This window comes from Pseudoalteromonas sp. Bsw20308 (genome assembly GCF_000310105.2).
Classification (GTDB): Bacteria; Pseudomonadota; Gammaproteobacteria; order Enterobacterales; family Alteromonadaceae; genus Pseudoalteromonas; species Pseudoalteromonas fuliginea.
In genome coordinates, this window is record NZ_CP013139.1 from 194371 (window position 1) to 217138 (window position 22768).

Sequence of the window (22768 nt, forward strand, 5' to 3'; positions counted from 1 at the left end):
TCGGTATATTTTAAGGATAAAAAATTGAGTCTTGGAAGGTGGGATGACGCAATACTCAAAAGCCTCTTATTTGTGGGGTGGCCGTGTTTAGAGGATTAGGTCAATGGAAAAACTCATTGAAGCCTGCTCACCAAGTTTACTCTCAAACGGGCTAATAACAGCTGGCTATTGTTCGTGCTTCACACATTTCAGCCAACGTTCTTTAGCCGTTAAATGTAAGCATTAGACGATTATCTATTCCATCACTCATAAGGATTACTATGTTAATAGGTCGTGTTTCTGAATTGACTGGAGCAACTCGAAAAGCTATTCGGTACTATGAGTCAATTGGTTTGATAACGCTTCCAAATAGAAAAGGTAGCTACCGTATTTATAGTAATCATGATGTTATGGTTATAAGTATGATTTGTCGTGCTAAAACCCTTGGGTTTAGCCTCGGTGAAATCAAGGATATAGTGTCTCAAAAAACGGAGGAAAAGAAACTTCCTATTGATTTGATTCACCTACTTATAGATAAAAAAATATCACTTTTAAAACAAGAGATTGACGAGATTTTGCTGAAAAATGAGAATTTGAAGCAATTTAAAATAGATTTAGTTAAAGAATTCACTTGACCTTCCCCTCAAGGGAAAGGCTTACAGTTAACTGATAATTAACTCATAGGATGATTTATAGTGAAAAAGCTGAATTTAGAAAACACAAATATATTAATTACAGGCGCATCTTCAGGCATCGGGAAAGAGTTTGCTAAACAACTCGCTAGCAAAGGAGCTAATTTAATCCTAACAGCCAGAACGCATAGCGATCTAATAAGTTTAGCGCAAGAGTTAGAGCGTGAACATAGGAACATTTGGATTAAAACTATTCCCGCCGATTTAAGTGAACTAAATGGCCCTAAAAAATTATTTGAACAAATAAATGATTTAGGCTTGTCAGTTGATTATTTGATTAATAATGCTGGTTTTGGAAAATTTTGTGAGTTTTCTGGTGAGAGTTTTGAAACTTATCATAAAATGTTGATGTTAAATGTTAATGCATTAGTTGAACTTACTCATTTATGTTTGCCTGCAATGGTAAATAAAAATAGCGGCGGAATTATTAATGTAGCATCTATTGGTTCTTTTCAACCTTTACCATACCAGACTGTTTATGGTGCATCTAAAGCTTTTGTATTAAGTTTTTCAGAGGCTCTTACCGGAGAATTATTAGATAAGAATATTCGCGTCATGGCCTTGTGCCCCGGTACTACAGAGTCTCGTTTTATGGAAAATGCTAATGCTGATACATCCAATATGAACTTGGCTCCTGCAAGCAAGGTAGTTAAATCTGCGCTCGCGGCTTACGAAAAAAATAGAATGTATACAGTATCGGGTAAGATTAATTACGTAGTCTCTTTAATACCTCGATTATTTTCACGTAAAAGGACAGTCAAAATAGTTGTTAGCATGTTTAAGGACAATGTACTGGGAAAAAGCTTAGTTTAAGGTTCATATAAGGACATGCCTTGAGGTGGACAGCAAGCACTAAAACTCACTTTCCACCGCAAATTTTAATAGTGGTGAACCCTTGCTTTTCAATACAGTTAAGTAAGTTGATTTATCGTAGGGCGTATGTGTTTTTAAACACCTAAACAGTATTCGTATCCACTTAAATGCTAATGTTCTGATGATGCTATTATGGGGTTTTCCTTTACTTCTTGCTGCCAACTATCGTGGCTAAGTAACGATGCTTTAGCGCAAAATGAATAACGCACAGATTATTACTTTGTAAAGACGCTCAATTGTTCTTCAAGCCAAAGCATAAATGCACTTACGCGCTTGGGTAGATGGTTCCTATTTGGGTACAAAATATTGATTGGTAGGTCGGGCATCGCGTATTGAGGCAAAACTTGTATAAGTTCGCCAGATTCAAGGTATTTACTTATACCGTGAATAGGTGATTGAATAAGCCCGAAACCACTCAGTACTGCGCTTAAATATGCCTCTGAGGAGTTAACAGTAAGCTGGCTTTTCATCGTTATTGATTGCAATTGATTATTGCTATCTAAATATTCGAAACCCGGATCAGGGATACCAAGTGTTTGACTGTAGCGAACAATGTAATGATTTTTTAAATCGTTAAGAGTTTTAGGTAAACCATGATTTTTTACATAATAACGGCTTACGCAATTTAAAACTTTAAAGCTGCCCAAACGTCGTGCAATTAACGATGAGTCGGTAAGTTCGCCCACTCTTACTACGCAATCAAATCCTTCTTTAATGACATCTACTCGTCTATCGGAGCTGCCAAGTTCTATTTCAAGATTTGGGTGCATTTTTAAAAACGAACTTAAGTTTGGAATGATGGTATCTCGACTAACAGCTTGTGGCATATCTACACGTATTCGGCCTGTTAAACCTTTATCCTCACTTACAAATAAATTTTTTAAATCGTCAGCGTCGCTGATAATTCCTAGTGCACGTTGATAAAATAGCTCACCGTCTGAAGTCATATTTACAGTGCGTGTAGTACGGTGTAATAAACGCGTATTTAATGTACTTTCAAGCATGGTTACTGCTTGCGATACACTTGACTTAGGAAGATTTAAGCTTGTTGCTGCTTTAGAAAAACTACTGAGTTGCGCTACTTTAATAAAAATACGTATTGCGTTTAGGTCTTTCATAACACTGTTTATTGTTCGTTTATTTTGAACAGTGTAACTCTTTTCAGCCTGTTTATCTTTGTTGCTTGAAAAAATATACTGGCTTGGAAGTTATTTAACTCCCCGCTTTTATTTTCAACAGGATATAACAATGAACAAACGAATTGCAGTGATCACCGGTGGTAATCGTGGGCTTGGTAAAAGCACGGTGCTTTGCCTTGCAAAGCAAAATATCGATTGTATTTTTACTTACCGTCGTCATGAAAAAGAAGCAAAAGAGGTTGTAAAGCAAGTACAGGAGCTAGGCTCTAAAGCGGTTGCATTGCAATTAGATGTAAGTGATATGCTCGGCTTTGAGGATTTTGCACAACAACTACAAAATGTCCTGCAGACTCATTGGCAACAAAGTGAGTTTGATTACTTAATTAATAATGCAGGGGTGGGGCTTACTAGCAGTTTTGCAGACACAAGTGAATCAACTTTTGATACGTTAATAAATATTAACTTAAGGGGAGTATTTTTTGTTACCCAAACATTGTTGCCCTTTATAAAAAACGGTGGTCGTATTATTAATTTATCAAGTGGTTTAACGCGTTTTTCATTACCCGGTCATATTACTTATGCAATGACCAAAGGTGCAATAGAAGTAATGACAAGGTATTTAGCTCAAGAACTTGCACCTAAAAATATTACGGTAAATGTTGTAGCCCCTGGTGCAATTGAAACCGACTTTGGTAATGGCGTCGTTCGTGATAACGATGAAGTAAATGCGTTTATTACATCACAAACGGCAATGGGCAGAGTTGGTGTAACAGACGATATAGGGCCTATGATTGCTAACTTATTAGCGGACGAAAACCGTTGGATGACAGGCCAACGACTTGAGGTATCGGGCGGTATGTATATGTAATCATACCAACCGGCATGAATCTTTGAGCAATTTAGTGAATTAAATTTCACTATAGCGTCGTCTAAATTTTTCTTTAGAACAACTATGTACAAAAATTTTTGCCCAGCTCTAGCGTAATTTTCTTAACGTTAAATAGTCCCCATATATAAACAGATTGGTATCACTTATTAAAAAATTATGACTTTAGACAATAAAAAACCGCTCGGTGAGCGGTTTTTTGCATTTTTTACTAAAGGAAATTTAGTTAGAACGTGTAACGAGCACCAATTGAGTAACGAGGACCGTATTGATTAGCAAATAAGAATTGCTCTTCGTAACGTCCGTAACCTTCTTCGGTGGCATTATTTAAGTTTATGCCATCAAAAAATACCGTTACGTTTTCGTTTACATCGTAGTTAACGCTCATATCCCATTGGCCATACGCTTTAGCATATTGCGGAGGCGCATCAGCTGAACCTTGCGCTTGGCCTACACCAATTAGGTATGAGTCGCGCCATGCATAAGTAATTTTAACTGATAGGCCGTCTTTTTCGTAAAAACCTTGGAAGTTAGCTGAGTCACTTAAGCCTGTAAGCGGTGCTTGTTGATCAAGGCTTTCGCTATCAAATTCAACGTCGCCATCTACAAACGTTGCGTTAACACCAACACCAAAACCGGTTTCACCAATTAAGTGCTGAACAGCTACTTCAAAACCATCTACCGATTTACTGTCGGTGTTTTGTGGTTGGCTAATATTCCATGTAATTAGCGGATCGTCGCTGTTTGGTTCAATAACGCCATTTGCATTGCCGTAACCGCTGGCAATCATTTGTGCAAAAATAGCGTCGGTTGTTGCTTGCTCACCACGTGATTCAATATCGCTTACGGCTTGTAAGTAACGAGGGCCGTTTAAAATATCGTGCAAGCCATCAATAGTAGTTTGCGTAATGGTGGTTTGAATAAAGTTATCAACGTCTTTTTTAAAGTAACCAACAGATGCGTAGCTGCCTTCTGCGTAGTAATACTCAAGTGATAAATCAAGGTTTGTTGATTCAAACGGCAATAAGTTTGTATTACCTTGGCTACCTGTGCGAGAACCTGGTTTTGGGCTGCCTGTTAAGCTGCGGCCACCGGCTAAATTACCTAATGGTGCACGTGACATTGTTTTACCCCAAGATACGCGGGCTACTACGTCCTCAGTTAAATCAACACTTACGTCGATTGAAGGCAGTAAAACATCGTAATCACCTTGTTGCTCTAAGAAGTTATCATCGCCGCCAGCAGCGTATTGCATGATCCACTCAGAAGCGCTGATCCAATTAACTTGATCTTCAACGCGTTGACGTACAGTACTGGTTACGTCTGTTTGCTCATAGCGTAGGCCTGCATTTACTTTTACGTAGTAGTTACTTACGTCAAATTCCCAGCTTGATTGTACATAAAAGCTATCAGTGATTTCTTCTACGTAGCTTTCGCTATCTATTCCGTCTGCGTATGCATTAGCAGCATATGCATCGCCACCTGTTACATCTGCCGTTAAGTAAGCAATTTGGCGTGCAACAGCTTCGTCAAAATCGTAGGTATAGTAGTAACCAGGTTGTAAGTTGCTGCCGCCCCCTTCAAATTGATCTAAAAGGCCCGATGTATCGTGACGGGTAAACATGCTATCTGGGAATATTTCTGTATACGATGGGTTAAAGCCTGGACCACCTACTAAACCACTCCACGCGGTGTAACCACCGGTGTTTTGTTCTGTACGTGATGCACCAAATTTTACTTTAACTAAACCAATGTCATAACTTTCGTTATACCATGTTGTATGTAGCTGTAATTGTTCAATGTTTGATTCACCCGGTGAGTGAGTAAACTGACTAAAGTTTGAATCAATTTCGCCAGGCGTTAATTCACTTGTGCCATTTAACCAATTAACTTGTGCACTGGGTACTTCGCCCGTGCGGTAATCATAAATTTTATTAGCTAGCTGATCAGAACCTAAAATTACTTGGCCGGCACTTCCCAGCCCATTGTCGGCGCCGTTATCAGTTTCGTTTTTAGAGTCGTGGTAATCAAGCTCTACGTGCCACGTGTCGCTAATTTCCCAATCTAGGTTTAAACCAAGTGAGCGTGCTTTTACTTCTGAAGTGCCTTTATTAGCTGTGAATGACGCATCGTTACCGCTAATATCAGCATAAACAGCTGTACCATTTTCATCTAGCTCGTAGCCATTAATATTGCTACCAAAGTCGTTCCAAATACCCCAACCAATGCTTTGAGAGCCAGTTACAGCTTTACTTGCAGTGTAATCAAGTGTTGCTACAAAGCCATCTACCGGTGCGTATTGAAAAGTAACTTGTCCGTTTGTACGTTCACGTTCTACATCTTCAATAGAGTAATTCATGTCTTTAGGGAAGTAGTAGTTACCTGCAGGGTCTGTGCGGTTATCAACGACGTTGCTGCTATCTAATTCAGGTAAGTCTACGTTTGCCTGCCAGCCTTGAATATTGGCACTTTGTTTTTGAAAGTCACGCTCTTGGTGCGAAAATGAAAAACCAAAACCAAAAGTGTCATCTACAAAAGTATTGCTGTAAACAGTAGAAAACTCTGGTGTTACGTCATCGCCAGCTTCGTTTGACGAGTCGTGATTTGCTTTAACGGTAGCTGAAAAGTTTTGACCCGGCTTTTGAAAAGGGCGCGCAGTAGAAATATTAACTGTTGCACCTAAGCCACCGCTTGGCACGTCTGCACGTGCTGTTTTAAATACTTCAAGGGCACTTACGCCTTCAGAGGCGATGTTTTCAAGATTATACGAACGAGTATAACCTGTGCCCGGCATTTGGCGGCCATTTAAGGTTATTAAGTTAAACTCAGGACCAAAACCACGTACTGTAATTTGGCTACCTTCACCGTTTGCACGGCTCACCGATACGCCGGTAATACGTTGTAATGATTCTGCTAAGTTGGTATCTGGGAATTTACCCATTTCTTCAGACGAAATGGCATCTACAATACCTGAAGAGTCGCGTTTCATATCTATAGAACGAATAAGTGAACCACGAATACCTTTTACTTCAATAACTTCTACATCAGATGAAACGCTGGTTTGTGCTTCTGCCGCAATAGCTGTGTTTAATGTGCTCGCAGCAATGATGAGAGACACAGAAGCCGCAAGTTGGCTCTTTTTAAAATTGAATGTGTTCATAATAGCTCTGCTTTATAAAATGTTGTTCAAGAGTGAAGGTGCTGTGTAATACCAATTTTATTAAAAATATGATCATTCTATCGCATTAAATAACTCACTAACTGCGTTAAAAATTATTTATATAGAACAACTATATGTCACAATTTTCGCCTTGTTATTGTGCTATTTTCTTAGCGCTATAATAGGTCTCTTGTTTAATGCAATTGGTATAAACACCTAAATTTTTGTCAGTGAAATCTAAATTATGGGTTTGAAATTTTTACATTATCAACACGGTATACTGCGCCAGCGCCTTGGCCCCAATTAGGAAAAATCATTAATACATCTATCGAACTTACATCTAAACCGGCAGTCGATAAGTCAGAAAGCGTATAAGTATATGTTTGCCATTCGTTTAAAATAGGGGCAATGCCTTCAACACTTTCAGTAAGTGCAAGCTCTACAGCAGAATCACCTTCGTTTGACTCAACTTTGAAAAACCATGGAGCATCGGGTGTGCTTGGCATACTTGTTACTTTCATATCGAATGTAATTTGACCAACAGTTATGATAGCGCTTGCATCAAATGCTTCGCCGCTCCCGCCAACAGATGTACGGCTATTAAAGCCCATTACAGTAGGCGTATCGTTTATTGTAAACTCTGCAGTTATACCATGTTGTTCATCATCCATTGCTTCCACTGGCGTAGAGCCGCTACAGCAGTCCCACATTGGCCAATCAAGATTTTGGGTATCAGAGAACACATCAAGTTCTGGGAAATCTTGAGTTATTTTTACATCATCTACTCTATATACAGCGCCGTTACCAGTGCCCCAAGCAGGAAAGATCATAACCGCATCAATTGCGCTAATATCTAGGTTTGCAGCAACAAGATCGGTTAATTTAAAGGTGTATGTTTGCCATTGACCTACAACAGGGGTAATACCTTCAACGCTTTGGGTAATAGGCAATTCGGCAGCGGTAGGGACGTCACCTGCGCTTTCAAGCTTAACAACCCATGTAGAGTTTGCATCAGCAGGTGCGCTAGTTACTTTCATTTTAAATTGAAAATACCCTTGTGCTAACAGGGGGGTTGCATCGAAAGGTGATACTACGCCTGCTTCATCAGAAATGTTTGCTGCTCTTGAGATAAAACCGTTTACAGTTGGGTTTTCACCAACACTAAATTCAACTGTATTACCTTGCTGAGCGTCAGCTACTATTGCAGGAGTTGAACCTCCGCAACAATCCCATGCAGGCCAATTAATATTAAAAGAATCACTAAATATGGTTAATGGAGTAACTCCTCCAGCTATAGGAACTGGTGCCTCACCCTCAAGTAAGGCATCGTCTAGGCTATCGTAACCTGGACGCACGGTTTCACAGCCTTTACCTGTATCAGGATCTGATGCACATTGATAAACACGCACGTAATCAATAGCAAAGGTTTGACCGTTTTCAAATGCGCTAGCGTCTACACCTAAATCATTAACGTTTTCAGGCCAGTCGCCGCCTACTGCTAGGTTTAGCAATAAGTGAAAGTCTTTATCAAATGGTGCGCTATCCCAATGCGTTGTAAGTTCGCCAGAACCTTGTTCAAAGTATTCGGCAAACCAACCACGATGTTTTAAGCCCGCAGGCTCATTTTTGGAATTATATAAAACCTCAGATTGACGCTGAGTTGCATAAAGGTAGCCATCTACGTACCAGCGAATTTCACCTTCTTGCCATTCAACAGCATACGTGTGGAAATCATCTGCTGGATTAGTATCTTCAGGGAATTTGTATTCTTGCCCTGTGTAGCTGTTATCTGGCCACGCGCGTCCGTAATGAAGGGTGCCGTGGATACTAGACTCTATCCCGCCATCTTCATCCGGTGTTTTAAGGTTTACTGATTCTAAAACATCTATTTCGCCAGAACGAGGCCAAGTGCCGTAAACTTCATCTGTTGGCAGCATCCAAAATGCTGGCCAGCTACCTTGTCCTGATGGAAGTTTGGCGCGCACTTCAAAGCGACCATACGTAAAGTCAGCGTTGTAACGCGTATTTAAGCGCGCTGAAGTGTAAGGTTTTTCTGCACCTTCTTCAGCAGGTAGGGCAACAATGTTTAACACACCGTCTGCAATAAATGCATTTTGCTCGCTGTCGGTGTAACACTGTTTCTCGTTGTTACCACCGCCATTGCAGTTTAATTCATAGTTCCATTTGTTTGTATCAATGGCTGAGCCTTCAAACTCGTCGCTCCAAACCATTTGCCAATCTGATACTGGCTCAGAGGCATCTACATTTTCAAAATTTGATTTAGTGGCAGAGTCGCCACCACAGCCAGCTAACGTAACTAAAGAGATAGCGGCAAGTAAACGTGTAATGTGCGTTGTTTCAATGTTCATAACTGAACCCCGGTTTCAACAGATTATTGTCAGATTAATTGTTTTTTGAGCTTTGTTTTTCATGCTGTAAGCGCTTACATTTTAGGTTGTGTTTTGTAAGCGCTTACAAATGATATTGTGGAGTGACGAATTGGTCAACTTATTTGTCTAATTTATTTACAATTAGTTTACGGTAAGGCCTATGCAAAAAATCTAATTAACTTGAACTGAGATTAATGAATATCATTGTTGGTTAACCCAAGGCCCACTATAAACCTTGTTTTTATCGCTATAACACTGCAAAGCTTTTCTTTTTACTGTACTGGGCTCTTCCCTAGACAATACTCTTGTTATAGACAGCGCTTGCAGAGCTAAAGTTGTATTGTTCAGAGCTTGTTTGCTAGAAGCGCCAACCCACATTATTGTTTCCTCATTCCCTTGAATAAGCACTTCAATACGTTGTGGTTGGCCCTCAAAATCGGCGCGTTGAATAAGGTAGTCTTTGTTTTTAGTAATACTTCCTACACTGGTGATATTAAATAGTGGAGTTTGAGTAGGGTTTAGTATGTAAATTATGACCTGATGGTGCTGAATTTGTAAAACAACTGACTGGGAAATTTTATTTTCTAATGTTAGGTGATACCAACCTCTATTAATAAGGCCAAGATAGTGTTGGTATTTTTCAACTATATATCGTTTTCCGCCTGTAACAATATGTCGAATAGGTAGATTCGGGCTAGGAGATTCTATTGCTGTACTGAGTAAAAAACACTCTATTTGTCCACCGTTACCACTGGTAATCGACAGCGAAATTGTCGATGTATCGTTACCTGAAACTAGAATTAGTGATGCATCGCCTTGTTTGTTTTCTGAGCCTGGAATTGTCATTTTTTTTGGTGCTTGCTGATTACTCCAATTTACATCTAGGAAAACGTTTCTGTCATTTTTGGACATATTGTATATAAGTACACAGTAAATACGTTTAGGAAACAAAGAAGTACAGGTTATAGTTTGTCCTTCACAGAGCTCTACTCTTTCTCCTATACTCCAGCTATTTGAATTTTCTAGGTTACTTATTGCCTTGCTATAAAAAGAGGGAATGAGAGTAGATGTAAATAAGCTTAAGGAAAGTTTAATAAACGTTCTTCGCGCTTTAAGTTTTTGATTACTTTGTAATGGTTCAGGAGAAGATGTTTTAAATTTCATATTATTCATCGACTCCTGTTACATTAAAGCTAACTTAAATGTACTGAGCAACTATGGTTGAGTCAGACGAATTTTGCTGACTATCAGCATTCATCCATACTTTTTGCTGACCATTACCTTGGCCTTGGTAAGTGATCGTTTGTGGTTGCCCTTGTGGTTTAACAACTTCATAGCTTGAACCTTCAGCTACAGTACCTGTAGGTACGATTATATTACTTGGGTCGCCCACAGGGTTATTTATAAATACTTTTGCATGGTTCTCTGAAAACTGAACAGAGATAAATTGAGTTTGTGGACTATTGAGCGTCAACTGATACCAACGTGACTCCGGTACTGCGTAGTATCTAGCGCGTTTATTAAATTGTTGCAGCTCACCATTGAATGGTAATTGCATGTTTTCGATGCCTGATGTATTGGTTGGCATACCAACACTACCGATCCATGCATCAATTTTTGCACCACTTTGATGGCTCACAATCGACACATTAGCGGTTTGTGTATCGTTTCCTGAAATAAGGGCTAAAGCCGCTAGACCATTATTTCCTGTTGTTCCTGGGACATTGACAGTCTTAGGGGGGTGGCCGTTACCTATATTTACGGTCACTGGGATATTTTGGTCTTCCCCTGAAGCATTATATAAAAATACAGCGTAAAGCTGTCCTGCCTTTAGGTTTTCGCACTGCGCTGTATCGCCACCTGTAAGTTGAATAGAACGTCCGTCATTCCAAGTAATTGTACTCATAGCTCTTATCTCCAATATAATAAATTAAAGTTCTAAGTACCAAAGTGAGCAATCGTTGCTCAATACATCAGGTTCGATAAGAGTAGTTCTATTTAGCAATAATAATTATTACACTTTATTACGTTCGTTTTAGAAGGTTGAATTTTAATATTTTATAGCCCTAATAAAATATGAGTGTTGCCATTATTTGCCTTTTTATTCAATAATATGTTTAGTAAAGTCATTTTAATTCGATTGTAGGGTGCAATCGTTTATTTGTTGATTATTAAGTAGAGCTCACTTATTTTTAAATGGCATGATCAATAAACCCCACAATGAGGCATTTTGCTTTTGGCTTGGGTATTCTTTTAAGCCAATATTTATATCTGCGTCGGCTTTTTTTGCTTTATCTTTGTAGCTACCAAATAATTTATCCCACCAAATTACACTAAAACCATAGTTTGAGTTAGTTTCACTAACCACTTGGCTATGGTGAATTCGATGCAATATTTGCGTCATTAGTATTAAGCGCAGTGGTTTTTCAATGGCATTAGGTAGGCGTATATTTGCATGGTTAAATAATGCTAAACCATTAAGTGCTATTTCAAATATAAGTACCGCAATGGCAGGTACGCCAAGAGCAGTTACTGCAATGAGTTTTATAAGTATGCTCAGTACAATTTCGATAGGGTGAAAGCGCAAGCCCGTACTTGTATCAACATGCGCATCGGCGTGGTGTACACGGTGCAAGCGCCATAAAATAGGCACTTGATGAAATAATCTATGCTGCCAATAAATTAATATATCGAGTAAAAGTATGCTCAATATAATAATTAAACTGCTTGGTAGGGCTATTTGATTAAATAAGCCAATGCCGTGCTCTTGATTGTAAAGTGCAACAGCGGTTAACCCAATGGGTACAACTAAGCGCGCAATAACTGATGAAGCAAACACTAACCCAAAATTAGCAAACCAACGTGTACTGCTTTTAATAGGTGCTTGGCGTGCTGGTTTTTGCGATTCAAGCAGCATCATTATAATTAAAATACTAAAAAAGCAGCCGAGTCGCCACCATACTTCATTAGTCATTTATTACCTCAGAATTTGCACTGCTAGGCACGTTTTCAGCTGCTTTGTTAGCATCGGCTTCTTGTTGCTTAAGCGTGTGATAACCGCCATGTATACGGGTAAAAATAGTTATGCCACACGCAATAGCAAAAATGCTCGCCATAACTGCAAAGTGCTGCGGCCAAATACAAAATGCAATAAATAGCGCTATTGTTTCAGTGCCTTCGGTTAAGCCGTTTAAGTAGTAAAAGCTTTTGTATTTAAATTGCGGTTTTTCGAGTTTAAATTTTTCGGCGGCAATCGCAAAAGCTAAAAAGCTTGAGCCCGTACCAATAAAAGTGGCAAGTAATAACGATCCCGCTATTGCGTTTTGCTCAGGGTTTGCCAAAATAAAGCCAAGCGGAATAGCCGCGTAAAATAAAAAGTCGAGTGTGATATCTAAAAAGCCACCTGCGCTTGAACTTTGGTTTGCATAGCGTGCTAATGCGCCATCAAGTCCATCTAAAATGCGATTTAAAGCAATAGCAACTAATGCGCCGTACCACATTTCAAACGCCAGTAATGGCACGGCTAATAAGCCTACTAAAAAGCCTACCACAGTGAGCTGATCGGCGGTTATGCCGCGTTTATGCATAAGCATAACCACAGGTGTTAAAAGTGGCTTAATTACAGGGGTGATAAATTTGTCTAGCATGTTTGTTGCCTTATGCGTATTAAAGCCACGAATTAAAGTGCGCTATTTAAAGTAATGAGTTTGCCATTTGCAGCGTCGGCGTCGCTATGGTCATGAGTTACCATAATTGCAGGTAGCTTATGATCGCGTATTTGGCTAAACACGAGTTCGCGTGTATCAATACGCAGTTGGGTGTCGAGTTTGCTAAAGGGTTCGTCGAGTAAAATGGCTTTAGGCTCGCTCAGCAGCATACGTAATAATGCAACACGGGCTTGTTGCCCGCCCGATAAGTTATCGGGGTGTCGATTACCCATGTCTTTAAGACCGACTTGCTCAAGTGCGTGTGCTATTTTTTCAAGGCGTTGTTTTTTATTACCTTTAGGCATTGCAAAGGCAATGTTACCAGCAACAGTTAAATGCGAAAACAATAAAGCGTCTTGATAAAGCACTCCAATATGGCGTAAGTGTGGAGGGGTGTTATCGATATTTTGACCATTAAGCCATACCTCTCCATTGGCCTTAAAGCTACTTGGTAAAGTACCCGTAAGCCAATTTAATAAGCTTGATTTACCACTGCCTGATGGGCCCATAATAGTCAGAATTTCACCGCCATTAACTTGCTCGTTTAAGCTAAGTAGCAGCTCATTTTGGCGATAAAGCTGACAATTTTTAATCTGTAACGATGACTGCATTAAAAAACCTTAACCCTGATTGATAGTGTTAAACATGGGGCTTTAAATATGTGCACTTTTAAACTTGCGTACTTTAAACACGTGCACTTTTGAAAAAATATTTAGGTAAACCCCATGCCAGTATAAATCCAATAAGTGGCAACGCCATTTGCATAATAGCGTACACGGCACTGGTGCGTCTGCTTGCGCCATTGGCAAGCGTAACAGCTTCGGTTGTTATTGTGGCTATGCGCCCGCCGCCAGCTAAAAGCGTGGGGAGGTATTGTCCAAAACTAATTGCTAAGCCCAGTGCGGCTGCAATTAAAATAGGGGCAAACAACTGAGGTAGTTTTACTTTAAAAAACACCTTGCATGGCGCTGCGCCTAGGCTTGCTGCAACATGAGCAAAACGAGGATCTAAGCGCCTATAACTGCTCGCAAGTGACAAAAACACATAAGGCAACACAAACAGTAAATGCGTAAGTACCACATTAAAAAATGCGGCTTGGTTATTTACCAATTGTTGTATCCATACTAGCCCAAACAAAAAGGCAATACTGGGTACTAATAACGGTAAGTAAATAATTAAACTGGTAAAACGAGAAATAGGTTTGTCACTCAACTGCTCTGATTCTAAACACAATAGAGTAAGAATAATGGCAAATAGTGTGGTTACTAAACCGATTGCTAGCGTATTAAAAAGCGGGCTGCCCATTTGCATTAGCGCACTTTTAAAATGCAGTAGCGTAAATTGCTCAGGCATTGCATCTGGAAAACGCCAAAAACCTGCAACCGACCACATAACTAGACCAATAAGTGACAACAGTATAAAGCTAATTACTAATGTGGTGAGTACGACCGTTATTTTTTGCCAATAAAATCCGCCGTATTCGCGCACTCCATTAGTGAGGGAGTCGCTAAATAGCACTTTTACGGCCTTTTCTGCGCCAAGCCAAAGGGCTAATAACCCACCTGTAACAGCCAGTTGTAATAAAGCGCCCGCTGAGGCTTTAATACGCAGGTTTAAATCAACATCGTTAAACCAATGCATTATTGCAACGGCCAACGTAGGTGGTGTATTTGGGCCTAAAATGAGTGGCATTTCTACACTTGCGCTTGCATAGGCAAGCACTGCTAAAAGCGGCAAACGCAGTAGCGGATAAAGGCTTGGCAGTATTACTTTAAAAAAGGCGGTCATTGGGCAATAACCCAAGTTAAGCGCAACCTTATGTTGTTGGCGTAATTTTTTGCCAAGCTCAGGTTGAGCAAGTACGCCCAGTGCCATTAGTAATAAAAAGGGAAGCTCTTTTAGTGTTAAGCCTAAAATAATACTAATACCGAACGAATCATGCGGAAACATGCCGTTTGGCGCAAGTTCCCAGCCGCTTAACCAAGGCGACGCTAAGCGTGAAATCATACCTGAAGGGGCAATTAAAAACCCTACTGCAATAGCCGCGGCGGCATGAGGTATCACTAATATAGGGCTCAATAAACGCTGAATTCGGTTAAGCCACGGGCTATTAAAAAACGCAGCTAAAATCATTAAGGTAATGATAAATGCAAGCAGAGTACTTATTAAGCCCGTTGCAACGCTTAAGGTAACCATTTGAGTAAGGCCAGGTGTTTGCCAAAGGGCATTAAAACCTTGCAAGCTAAACGTTGTTTGCTCAAGTACGGGCGCATAACCAAAGGCAGGCAGCAATACGCTAATTAAGCCACCAAGTACGGGTAGTATAAGTAAAGCGAGTAAAAATCGCGGGCTAAATTTTACAATGCGCGTAAACATATCGGTGCTGCACTGCGTTGTTGCTTTGGTATTAATCGGTACACTTTTTGAAATAACGCTCATTGGCTTACTCCATAACGGGTTTGCCAACCTTGCATAATGGCGTTTACCCAGCTTGGATGAGGTTCGCTCAATGTGCGTTTAATACTGTTTAAAGGCAGTGCACTTGGATGCGGTTTAGCTGTTTTAAATAAGGCTTGTTGTTCAGGCGTTAACGTTGATTGAATAAGTACGCTTTTATCGCCCCATATATGCGCTTTTTGCTTTTCAGCTTGCGCTTCAGGGCTGAGTAAAAAATTAGCCACTAATTGCGCACTTTGCTGGTGGCTTGCATTGTAAGGTATTGCCACAAAATGGGTATTACTTAAACTGCCATCACTCATTGCATAGCTGCGAATGCTGTTTGGTAAATCATAGCGTTTTACAGCTGCGGGTACTTCAGGTGCTGAAAAAGTAAAGGCTAAACTCAGCTCTGTATCGTCCACAAGGCGGCGCATTTGAGCACCACTTTGCATAAAATGAGTGCCACCACGCCAAAGCGTTGGGTGTAGTTTATCTAAAAAGTCCCACAGTGGGTTTAACACTTGTGTTGTATTTTTAGTTGTAGCTGGTTGGTTTAGCTGCGCTTTAATATTTTCGCTGCTTTGCTGATGCAGTACAACTAAGGCGTATTTTAAAAAGCTCATACCTAAAAAGTCAGGTGGCTTTGGGTAACTAAAGCGACCAGGGTTTTGTGCGCTCCAGTTTAATAATTCGTTTAATGTCGTCGGCAATTTATTGTTTGCCTTACCATTTATTGCAATGCTGTCGTAATAAAACGTAAGTGACGCTTGCCCCCATGGCGCTTCCATCCCATTGGTAGGTAAACCAAAATCAAAGGTTACAGCAGGGTTATTAGCAGCATCGGTTAATGCAAAGTAGGGGAGTTTACTCGCCCATTGCTTTAAAAGCAGAGAGTGCTCACTCATGGTGGCAAAGTTAGCCCCGTTGATCCACATTAAATCTACGCTGCCTTGGCTGTTGTTGTTTGCTGATTTTTCGGCGAGTACACGGCTTACCGCTTCGCTGGTGTCGCTTAGTTTTACATGCACTAAGTTAATGTTGTACTTAGTTTTAACTTGCTGGGCTGCCCATTGAATATAAGCATTTATTTGTGCGTCGCCGCCCCATGCATAAAAGTATACATCTTGATTACTACTAAGTGCTTGAACTTGTTGCCATCGAGATTGCTGCTGTGTGTGTATTACCAAATCACTTTTATTATTTGCAGTAATAACGGTATTAGCAAACACAGTGCTCGAAAAAACAGCTGAATTTGCGATTGTACAAACGTAAAACGCGACACAGCAAAAGCTGTATCGCGCCTGTGTTTGCCAAAACTTAATGGCGAACATTTAAATCCCAGTTGTAGTCTAAAAATTTAACTTCCATGTCATCATTTTTAAGTGCTTTTTGCTGAGCTGGTATCAGTTTAAGTGCATCGCTGTATTGCAAGAAAAACTGCTGTAGCGTGTTTGCACCTCGAAAGCCTTTTTCAAAGTCATCGCCGTACCACTTAAATATTGAAGAGAGGCTTAGCGTATTTTCTTGGGCCATATTACGTGTCATATCTGATAAAAAGCGCACCGTTTGCTCTTGCAATTGGCTCTCTAAATCAGTGGCTGTATACGCTTCTTCTCGAAGTGCAGGGCAACCAATACTCGCGCAATTTACTGCAAAGTGAATGCGTGGGTCGTTGTATTTCCCGCTGCCACGTATTAAACCGTGCTCTATATCATCAAGGCTGCGAGTTTTGCCAAGTAAAGGAATGAACTCTTTACTCCACGGTGAGCTAAAAAAACTCCCTAACTCTTTGATTGATTTAAGATCTGGATACTTAGTCAATATAAGTTCAACAGTCCATGCGTTATATGCATTGATTAAAAAAGCGAGTTGCTTAGGTTTTTCCCATGCGTCAAATTCGCTTTGCGTTACAGCCGTTAACGAATCTAAATACATTTTTAGCTGTGCATGCTCACGTTTTATGGCAGCGTAATCAACCTCAGTACTGTGATTATGGTTAATAGCGACAACATGCTTATTTAACAATGTATTCCAGCTATCGTGCATGTTTTGGGCTTGAGCCGAAAATGACGTTGCAAACGATGTTACAACTAAAGCCGAACCAAGTAGCAATGCTTTTAGAGGTGTTTTAAACATAATTAACCTCGACGCCAAGTGTGGTATTTTTCAAGCAAGTTAAGCACTTTTTCAGGTGCATGAGCGCGTTTCCACTCACCTGCTGCGTATTTATTACCTTCAGCCCAAGTAGGGTAGCTGTGTATAGTACCGAGTATTTTGTTAAGACCTAAGCCGTGTTTCATTGCCAGTACAAACTCAGCAATTAAATCGCCAGCGTGTTCAGATACTACAGTAACACCCAATATTTTATCTTTGCCTTTGGGTGTAATTACTTTAATAAAGCCTTTAGTGGCGCTATCGGTAATTGCACGGTCTAGCTCTTCAAATTCAAAACGAGTGATTTCGTAATCTATGCCTTTGTCTATTGCGTCTTGCTCGTTTAAGCCAACACGTGCTACTTCTGGGTCAATAAACGTAGTCCACGGAATAACACGGTAATCTACTTTAAACTTTTTAAGGTGACCAAATAAGCCATTTACCGCAGCGTACCAACCCTGATGGGCTGCCACATGTGTAAATTGGTATGGACCTACAATATCGCCTGCTGCAAAAATATTAGGGTACAGTGTTTCTAGGTATTCGTTAGTTACTACTGTACGGTTTGTTTCAATGCCTAGCTCTTCAAGGCCATAACCTTTAAGGCGTGCACTTCTACCAACGGCACATAATAGCTCGTCGTATTCAATATCTATTTCTTTGTCGTTATGTTTAACAACAATATACTTTTTACCATCGCGAGCTTCACAGCGAAGTGCTTGGTGCGATGTTAAAATATTAACGCCACTTTCGGTTAACGCTTCGTGAGCAAAAGTAGACACTTCAAGATCTTCTTTGATCATGATGCGCTCCGCCATTTCAATTTGCGTAACGCTTGAACCTAAACGTGCAAAGCTTTGTGCTAATTCGCTACCAATTGGACCACCACCAAGTACTACAAGTTTTTTAGGTGCTTCGTCTAGCTCTGCAAATTTATTCCACAATGTATCGCTTGTTACATAGCCTGTTTCTTCAATACCAGGTAGTGGCGGTACAAACGGGCGTGCGCCAGTGGCAATAACAATAGTACGAGCGGTGAGTGTTTGCGTGCCGCCATCGTTAAGTTTAATTTCTACAGTCCATGGGTCGATTAATTTACCGTAACCTTTTACTACATCTACGCCTAGATTGGTGTAGCGCTCAACACTGTCGTGTGGTGCTACATCTGCAATTACTTTATGTACACGTGCCATTACTTTTTTGAACGAAAACTGTGGAGTTATGTTTTCTAAGCCATAGTTTTCACCGTGGCGAATTTGCTCTGCAATTTTAGCGCTTTTAATGACTGCTTTACTTGGAACACAACCGTAGTTTAAACAATCGCCGCCCATTTCGCCCGCTTCAATAAGGGTTACTTTTGCTTTAACCGCAGCAGCAATATAACTTGTTACTAAACCACCAGCGCCTGCACCAATAACAATCATGTTACGGTCGAATTTTTTAGGTTTAGTGTAGTTTTTGTATACGCGACGTTTTTTAAACACGTTTAAGATTCCTTTAGCAATGAATGGAAAAATACCCAATAAAGCGAATGATAAGATTAAGTTGAATGATAAAATTCCAGATAAGCTCTCTATTTGCGCCAGTTGCGTACCTGCATTAACAAATACAAACGTACCGGCTAGCATACCTGCTTGGCTTACCCAGTAATAAGTCCATGACTTTATTGAGGTAACACCCATTAGTAGGTTTATTAAAAAGAACGGAAACACCGGCACTAAACGAAGAGTAAATAAGTAAAATCCACCTTCTTTTTCAACGCCTGCATCAATTGCGGCTAAGCGCTCAGGAAAACGTTGTTTAATAGTGTCGCGTAGTAAGTAACGCGATACTAAAAAGGCAAGTGTTGCGCCAATAGTTGAGGCAAAAGATGCAACTAATAAACCCTCTACCAAGCCAAACAATGCACCTGCGGCAAGTGTTAAAATAGCGGCGCCCGGTAACGAGAGAGCTGTTACAACTACGTATAGTAAAAAGAACCCACCAATAACCAACAACGGTGACTGCTCTTTGTAATCGCTAAACTGATCCATTGACCCTTTTAAGCCATCAAGCGTAAGTAATTGGTGTAAGTCAAAATGAAAGAACAGGCCGACGGCGGCCGCTGCAATCAATAATAGAAATATTTTTTTAATCATGTTCTCTCTCTTAAAAACTATGCGTAAGGGTTAACTTGGCGTTTATTGGCAACTCAGGAAAAGCTAAAGTTGCACCAAAGTAACCGCCTTCAAATACTGGGCGCCAGTTTTTTTGATTAGTGACGTTGTTCACATCTAATCGTAACTTGGTACTAGGCGTAAAAGCATAGCTAGTATTTACGTTTAATGTGTACTGATCACGAATTTTTACCGTCGCTAAAAAGTCCAATGGGTAACTCTTTGTATATAGACCTGAAAAACCCGTTTGCCATTTCGAATTAATTGAATAATTTCCGTTAAAACTGAACGATTGCTCAGGAATACCTTGAACTTGGCGATTAGAGCGTGCAAATGGTGTAAAGCTTGGCGCACCAACACCGGTGCCTGCGATAATATCTGGACGAGAGTTGTCAAATGCATCTGCTACTTGTGCTGAATCTTGACTGCTTGCAGAATTGTCGTAACGTGCATCAATATAACTGTAGCCGGCACTTAACCAATAAGGGTAGGCATCGTAAAACACTTGGCCTTCAAACCCTTGTGTACGAATACCGGTATTGCTTCCATCGCGGTTACGTAAACTACGACGTTGGCTAAACAAAGCACCATCGGCGTACCAATCGCTGTCGGTTGGTGCGTATTTTAAACCAAACTCAACAAGGGTGTTTTCGGTAGCAAAATTTTGTGCACTGATTGTGTTGTCGCCACCCAGTGATGTACCGCCAGCCATGCTGTTTGATGTAGCTTCGTTATAACTTGCTGCACCGTAAGTGGTGTAATCACCATTTAATCGGTAGTTAAAGCTAACTTGACCCGATTGCAGCGTGTCATTAATGCTATCACTTGCTGCAACTTGACCTTGTGGTGCGATTGGGTCGTGCGCATCTACATCATAATAATCAACACGATAACCTACGCTTGTATGAAACTTATCTGTCCAATCAGAATCTTGCTGAATAGCAAAACCCGTTTGCCATGAGCGCGAATCGGTAGTGTCTGATAAGTTAAAGTCGCCGCTGCCATCGTTATTAATATCGTACTGACCACCAGGGGATACAAATACACCTGGGCTAATTTCAATTAAACGCGCTTGCTGTGCATCAGTTAAAGGAATGCGGCGATTTGAAATTGGGCCAGTTAAATCAATAGGCAAGTCGGCTTCGGTAGTAAATTGGCTATAGCCTAATACGCGATTATAGCGCACATCAAATGCAAAAATTGTTTGCTGTTCATTGCTCCATTGGTAAGTCAATTCGGTACGATTTTGCGCGGTATCGGCACCGTCTATAATTTCAACAAAGCTGTTTTGTGCAATTTCTTCGCGTTGTAAGTGCTGAAAATACGTAATATTTTTTATTGATGCATTACTGGAAAGTTCACGCTTATAAATGCTGTGTAATAAGTAAGTAGTGGCTTCGTTTTGATTATCAGGATCGGTAAGTACCGTACTACGGTCTATTTTTACTTGCCCAGTAGGTGAAACAATAGAACCAGCCGCTGGTATTGTACTGCCATTTGCTTGTACGCCTTGGCCAGTAATGTATAAGCCATGATCTATGAGTGCTTGTGTTGGGCGGTTAATACCTGCGTTATCGGTAAATTCAACTTGGTACAACTCAAAGTTAAGATCCCAGCTGCTCTTGTCATCAGGTAATACCCGAAGGGCAGCAAATAGGCTGTCACTTTTAGTACCTGAAAAATCATAGTAACTGCCGTTATCTATGTGCTCAGCGCTTACTCTAAAGCCAACTTTGTCTTTTACAATCGGTGCGCTGTAATCGACCAAAACGCGGTATTGATCCCACCGGCCTGCGGATAAACTTGCTTTGCCTTTGCTTTCATCGGTAGATGCTTTTTTAGAATGTAGATTCACAAAGCCGCCGTTACGTTGACTTGAGCCAAATAGAACCGGCGGTGCGCCTTTTACAACATCAATTTGTTCTACTGCGTTGAACGATAACGGCACCCCAAAACCATTATTGCCAGCTTGGCGGCGTGTACCATCTTGAAAAAGCTCACCCAATTGTCCGCGAATTGTTGGCAAACTTGGTGCACCAAAGCCACTCGCTGAATAGGTATTAGGGCTTACTGCTAATACATCTTGTAGCGTAGTAATATTAAGTTGCTCTATTAACTCACTTGAAATTGGTGTTACCGAGCGGGCTATATCTTGTAGTGCTAAGTTATCACCAAACGGGCCATCTACAGTGGTATCTTTAACTGAAAGGCCTAGAGATTTAGTAATTTGGCCCGCCACTTCAATGTGCTCTATTACATCATTTTTTGTTATTTTTAATTCTTCAGCTGCAAATGAGTTAAGTGGTGTATTTAATATGGCGGCTAAGGATAAAGCCAAGTATGCGTGTTTCAAACGTTTTCTCTCTACGGTTATATGTTGATGTCGATAAAGACCGAAAGGTTTAAAAATAACTTTCAGTAAAACTTCGATTCTTTTTGTTTATAGAACATTATAAAAACAGTTGCTTTTTAGGGGCTGTAATTAAGTAATGTTGTTTCATTAGTGGATGAAACATCAATAGAGCAATTGTATGATATTCCCTGTAAATTATTGCTTTTAATCGGCTTTTTTATTGTAGTCTACTTTTGGGTAGTTAACCTTTTATTATGTATTAACTTCCATATAATAAATCTGCATATTTCAAATAATCCACGCTTTATTTTCTAAAAGTAAAATAAGCAAAAATAATTACGCTGTGTTGAAATAAAAACTAACTAATACGGTCTTGATTACTTCAAGGTTTATTTATACATTTTTGAGGGAATTTTATGACAGGTTCAATGAGTTCAGACGTACAAAATCGTCTGCAGTGGTCTCTTTTATCGCTTCGTTTGGGCGTTTTTATTGTAATGATCATGTGGACATTCGATAAATTCGTAAATCCAGGCCATAGCGCACGTATTTTCGAGCACTTTTATGGGATCAGCGGTTCATCAGACATGGTTGCTTATGTTATCGGTGCTCTGCAACTTGTATTAGTATTGGCATTTTTAGCGGGTATTAAAAAACGCATTACTTATGGTGTGATTTTTGTGATGCATGGTTTGTCTACGCTTTCATCTTATAACCAATACATTGATGGCTTCAACAACTTATTATTCTTCACTGCATGGCCAATGTGGGCTGCGTGTTTTGCACTTTACTTATTACGCGACCAAGACGTGAAATTTACTGTGAAGTAGTAAAAGAAAA

General features: G+C 40.1%; 17 protein-coding genes and 1 pseudogene. 4 read left to right on the top strand and 14 right to left on the bottom strand.

All coding sequences use genetic code 11. The annotated features are described in order from the left end of the window. Positions 1-260 precede the first annotated feature (260 nt). Entirely contained in the window at positions 261-614 is a 354-nt protein-coding gene (locus D172_RS21370) for a MerR family transcriptional regulator (RefSeq protein ID WP_083503357.1), read from the top strand. Between the two features lie 60 nt (positions 615-674). Beyond that, positions 675-1484, top strand: coding sequence for an SDR family NAD(P)-dependent oxidoreductase (locus tag D172_RS18165; protein ID WP_007377192.1), 810 nt, complete (start codon positions 675-677; stop codon positions 1482-1484). 39 nt (positions 1485-1523) lie between these two features. Here D172_RS18165 and D172_RS21800 read toward each other — a convergent pair. Together D172_RS21800 and D172_RS18170 are read right to left on the bottom strand one after the other, a co-directional pair. Then, positions 1524-1697 (bottom strand): annotated as a pseudogene (locus D172_RS21800) (IS110 family transposase); the annotation flags it as partial. 62 nt (positions 1698-1759) lie between these two features. Further along, entirely contained in the window at positions 1760-2662 is a 903-nt protein-coding gene (locus D172_RS18170; RefSeq protein WP_007377194.1) for a LysR family transcriptional regulator, read from the bottom strand. 130 nt (positions 2663-2792) lie between these two features. Here D172_RS18170 and D172_RS18175 point away from each other — a divergent pair, with 130 nt between their 5' ends. Beyond that, positions 2793-3551 (top strand): SDR family NAD(P)-dependent oxidoreductase, encoded by a 759-nt coding sequence (locus tag D172_RS18175; protein ID WP_007377195.1) that lies wholly within the window; start codon positions 2793-2795, stop codon positions 3549-3551. Positions 3552-3795: 244 nt separating this feature from the next. Here the strand turns inward: D172_RS18175 and D172_RS18180 are convergent, their stop codons facing one another. The 12 genes from D172_RS18180 to D172_RS18235 form a co-directional block, all read right to left on the bottom strand. Further along, positions 3796-6729, bottom strand: a complete 2934-nt coding sequence (locus tag D172_RS18180) for a TonB-dependent receptor (RefSeq protein WP_007377196.1) — start codon at positions 6727-6729, stop codon at positions 3796-3798. A 242-nt stretch (positions 6730-6971) separates the two neighbouring features. Next, entirely contained in the window at positions 6972-9098 is a 2127-nt protein-coding gene (locus tag D172_RS18185) for a glycoside hydrolase family 16 protein (protein WP_007377197.1), read from the bottom strand. A 222-nt stretch (positions 9099-9320) separates the two neighbouring features. Continuing rightward, positions 9321-10283, bottom strand: coding sequence for a hypothetical protein (locus D172_RS18190; RefSeq protein ID WP_237113709.1), 963 nt, complete (start codon positions 10281-10283; stop codon positions 9321-9323). Between the two features lie 34 nt (positions 10284-10317). Then, positions 10318-11025, bottom strand: coding sequence for a hypothetical protein (locus D172_RS18195; protein ID WP_007377199.1), 708 nt, complete (start codon positions 11023-11025; stop codon positions 10318-10320). Between the two features lie 276 nt (positions 11026-11301). Beyond that, the gene (locus D172_RS18200) at positions 11302-12093 is read right to left on the bottom strand and encodes a sterol desaturase family protein (RefSeq protein ID WP_007377200.1); all 792 of its coding nucleotides are present in this window, start codon (positions 12091-12093) and stop codon (positions 11302-11304) included. After that, positions 12086-12766, bottom strand: a complete 681-nt coding sequence (locus tag D172_RS18205; protein ID WP_007377201.1) for a CDP-alcohol phosphatidyltransferase family protein — start codon at positions 12764-12766, stop codon at positions 12086-12088. The genes D172_RS18200 and D172_RS18205 overlap by 8 nt, the downstream gene beginning before the upstream one ends. Positions 12767-12798: 32 nt before the next feature. Continuing rightward, complete coding sequence (locus D172_RS18210) at positions 12799-13437, bottom strand: ATP-binding cassette domain-containing protein (protein WP_007377202.1); 639 nt, start codon at positions 13435-13437, stop codon at positions 12799-12801. Between the two features lie 73 nt (positions 13438-13510). Continuing rightward, complete coding sequence (locus D172_RS18215; protein ID WP_007377203.1) at positions 13511-15265, bottom strand: ABC transporter permease; 1755 nt, start codon at positions 15263-15265, stop codon at positions 13511-13513. Further along, entirely contained in the window at positions 15262-16596 is a 1335-nt protein-coding gene (locus D172_RS18220) for an ABC transporter substrate-binding protein (RefSeq protein ID WP_007377204.1), read from the bottom strand. Before D172_RS18220 ends, D172_RS18215 begins: the two co-directional genes overlap by 4 nt. Next, positions 16583-17401, bottom strand: coding sequence for a DUF547 domain-containing protein (locus D172_RS18225; protein ID WP_007377205.1), 819 nt, complete (start codon positions 17399-17401; stop codon positions 16583-16585). The genes D172_RS18220 and D172_RS18225 overlap by 14 nt, the downstream gene beginning before the upstream one ends. Positions 17402-17403: 2 nt before the next feature. Then, the gene (locus D172_RS18230; protein ID WP_007377206.1) at positions 17404-19557 is read right to left on the bottom strand and encodes an FAD-dependent oxidoreductase; all 2154 of its coding nucleotides are present in this window, start codon (positions 19555-19557) and stop codon (positions 17404-17406) included. A 10-nt stretch (positions 19558-19567) separates the two neighbouring features. After that, a complete protein-coding gene (locus D172_RS18235; RefSeq protein ID WP_007377207.1) occupies positions 19568-21928 on the bottom strand; it encodes a TonB-dependent receptor in 2361 nt (786 codons plus the stop codon). Positions 21929-22344: 416 nt separating this feature from the next. Between D172_RS18235 and D172_RS18240 the strand changes: the two genes are divergently transcribed. Then, entirely contained in the window at positions 22345-22758 is a 414-nt protein-coding gene (locus tag D172_RS18240) for a hypothetical protein (protein ID WP_007377208.1), read from the top strand. Positions 22759-22768 lie beyond the last annotated feature (10 nt).